This window comes from Prosthecobacter sp. (assembly GCF_044236155.1).
In the GTDB taxonomy this organism is placed as follows: Bacteria; Verrucomicrobiota; Verrucomicrobiia; order Verrucomicrobiales; family Verrucomicrobiaceae; genus Prosthecobacter.
Window position 1 is genome coordinate 1 of the sequence record NZ_JBIIHA010000055.1, and the last position, 2,582, is coordinate 2,582.

General features: G+C 62.9%; 2 protein-coding genes and 1 pseudogene. All 3 read right to left on the minus strand.

The annotated features are described in order from the left end of the window. Nucleotides 1-1,195 (minus strand): annotated as a pseudogene (locus ACILSE_RS22490) (hypothetical protein); the annotation flags it as partial. Continuing rightward, nucleotides 1,192-2,271, minus strand: coding sequence for a cytochrome-c peroxidase (locus ACILSE_RS22495; RefSeq protein ID WP_395719692.1), 1,080 nt, complete (start codon nucleotides 2,269-2,271; stop codon nucleotides 1,192-1,194). The pseudogene ACILSE_RS22490 and the gene ACILSE_RS22495, both read right to left, overlap by 4 nt. Nucleotides 2,272-2,277: 6 nt before the next feature. Beyond that, nucleotides 2,278-2,582 (minus strand): hypothetical protein (locus ACILSE_RS22500; RefSeq protein ID WP_395719693.1); only part of this gene is annotated, 305 nt, incomplete at its 5' end.

Here is a 2,582-nt window from a genome sequence, read left to right on the forward strand (position 1 = left end):
TGTCGGCGAGGTAAAGCGCACCTTCGGGGCCGACGCGGGCGTTCACGGGGCGGAAGCGTTCGTCGGTGCTGGCGATGAGTTCCTGTTCGGGCGGGAAGAAGCGCGTGGCGTGCGGATGCACATCGCCGCTGAGCTTCAAGGTGCCGACGAGATGGCCGGCGGAGTCAGGCAAGAAGACATTGCCGTGCATCTCAGGCGGGAATTGATCGCCATCGTAATAGCAGGTGCCGGAGACGATGGTGTAGGTGCGCAGGCGGCCGTCATCGCGGAGTTCGAGGGCACCGAGCGTGACGGCGGGCGTCACGCGGATGGGAAAGCACTCCGCGGCATCTTTGGCGACGTTCACATTCACGCCGAAACTTCCGCGACCGCCACGCTGAGCGAGTTTGGCGAGGTTGGGATGCCTCATCAATGCCTCGGCGGGGAGGAGGTCCATGTGCATGGCACTGTTTTCGTAGCAGGAAATGAAGCGGCCGGTTTCATCGAAGCTCACGCCGAACTGGCCGCGATGCAGCGTGGGCTCGTCGATGAGCTTGCCATCCTTCCATTGATAGCGATGCGGCCAGTCGGCGCAGTGCAGCCAGTTGTCGATGCCTCGGCGCAGACCGTTCGCCGTGTGCTGCGGATTGCCACCGACACCCATCGTGCCGACTTCGGTGCGCTCGTCGCAGCGCAGATCGCCGTCTTTATCGGCGCAGAACCACAGCTTCGGCGGTTCCTGGAGCAAGATGCCGCCTTTCACGAAGGCGAAGCTTCGCGGCATGACCAGTTTGTCGAGGAAGACGGTGCTCTTGTCGGCCTTGCCGTCGCCGTTTTCATCCGTGAGCACGACGACGCGGCAGATGGGATCGCCCTCGCCGCTGCCCTGCACATCGCGCATGTAGCCTTGATACTCGACGACCCAGATGCGCCCCTCGGGATCGAACTCAAAGAAGATCGGGCACTGCACCATCGGCTCGCAGGCGACGAGCTCCGCGCGATAGCCCGGCGCGAGCTTGAAGGTCTTGGCTTCATCCTCCGCCGAGAGCACCGGCGCGGGCGGGACCTTGATCCGCTTCAGCAATTCCTCACCTTTTTCCCAATCAGCCCAGCCGGTGAGCGCCGATGCAGGCCGCGCACGCGGGCGATCGGCGGGAATGGTGCCGGTTTGGGCGAACGCGGAGGAGACGAGGACGAGAAAGAGGAGAAATTTCATGGCTGGGGCACGGGAAGACCGCTCGGTACGCTTTGAGGCGCGGACTTGTCGTAATCGTCGCTGTTCAGTGCTTCGAGAAAGGTGAGAATGGGAGCCGTGTCCTCGGGCAGCAGGTTCATCTGACGGAGCAGGGGATCGAGCGGTGGCAGGGTGGCGATGTCGCCGCCTTCGAGAGTCTCGGCGGCCTGGTCCATGAGTCGGTCGTAGAAGAAAAGCACGTCTTCGAGCGTGACATTGCCGCCGTGGTGCATGTAGGGTGCGGTGTGTTTGAGATTGCGCAGCGTGGGCGTGCGAAATTCGGTGCGGTTCGTGGTGGCGTCGCTGAGGCCGATGGCGTGCAGTTTGAAGTCGGAAAGCATGGGGCCGTTGTGGCAGAGGGCGCAGCCGGCTTTCTGAAACACCTGCATGCCGTGTTGCTGCGCGGGTGACATCGCGGTTTTGTCACCACGCATGAAGCGGTCGAAGGGCGAGTCGGGAGTGATGAGCGTGCGCTCATACGCGGCGATGGCTTCGGTGACTTTGCCGGCGGTGATCTCGCCATCGAAGCGCCTGATGTAATCTGGAATGGCCTTCAGGCGTTCGATCATCGCAGGGACGGCTTCAGCTTCGGTGCAAACATCGCCGCGCATTTCCTCGCGCTGGCGGATCGGTGCCAAGGCCTGCGATTCGAGGCTCTGCACGCGATTGTCCCAGAACATGGGCGACTTGGCCGGATCGAAGGGCTTGCCGGATTCGATGCCGTTGAAGGCGGCGTTGAGGATCGTGGGCGTGTTGCGACGCAATGGCATGAACTCGGCGTTTTGGACGAGTTTCCTTTCTGGTCCGATGCCTTTGGCGTGAACGCCGAGCGGCGTGGGGCGTGCATCGGCCCATCCGTATTGCGGATGATGGCAGGTGGCGCAGGCGACATCGCGCGTGGCGGAGAGGATCGGATCAAAGAACAGCAGGCGGCCGAGCTCAACTTTGGCGGACGTGTCGGTGGGAAGCGCCGCGGAGCGGGGAAGGGCTTCGATCTTTGTGTTCGGCAACGGCTCCGCCGCCGAAGCCGCCAGGATCACGACAAGGGTGGTGAACATGCGTTTTCAACGAACGTTGGCGGCGGGATCATCCAAGCGGCGGTCGGAGTGCCGCAAAAATTCCTGCAAATCGCGTTCGGCCTGCTGGGTGCGCGGATGCGAGGCTGCTCGGTAGGTTTTGAGACGGAACTCCAGGAACTCACGTTGCCATGGCGGATTGGGTTCAAACAGGGCCAGCACTTCGAGTTGATGCGCGGGCGAGAGCAGCGGGATGATCTCGACCAGCGTGTTCATGCGGGTTGGATCGGCGAGCCCACCGGGAAAGGGCTGGCGCAGGAGTTCCATGAAGGGTGGGGCGAGGTCACGATTGG

Bases quoted from the DNA above. Each gene is read 5' to 3' on its own strand.
- ACILSE_RS22495 (WP_395719692.1), bottom strand. From the start codon at position 2,271: ATGTTCACCACCCTTGTCGTGATCCTGGCGGCTTCGGCGGCGGAGCCG.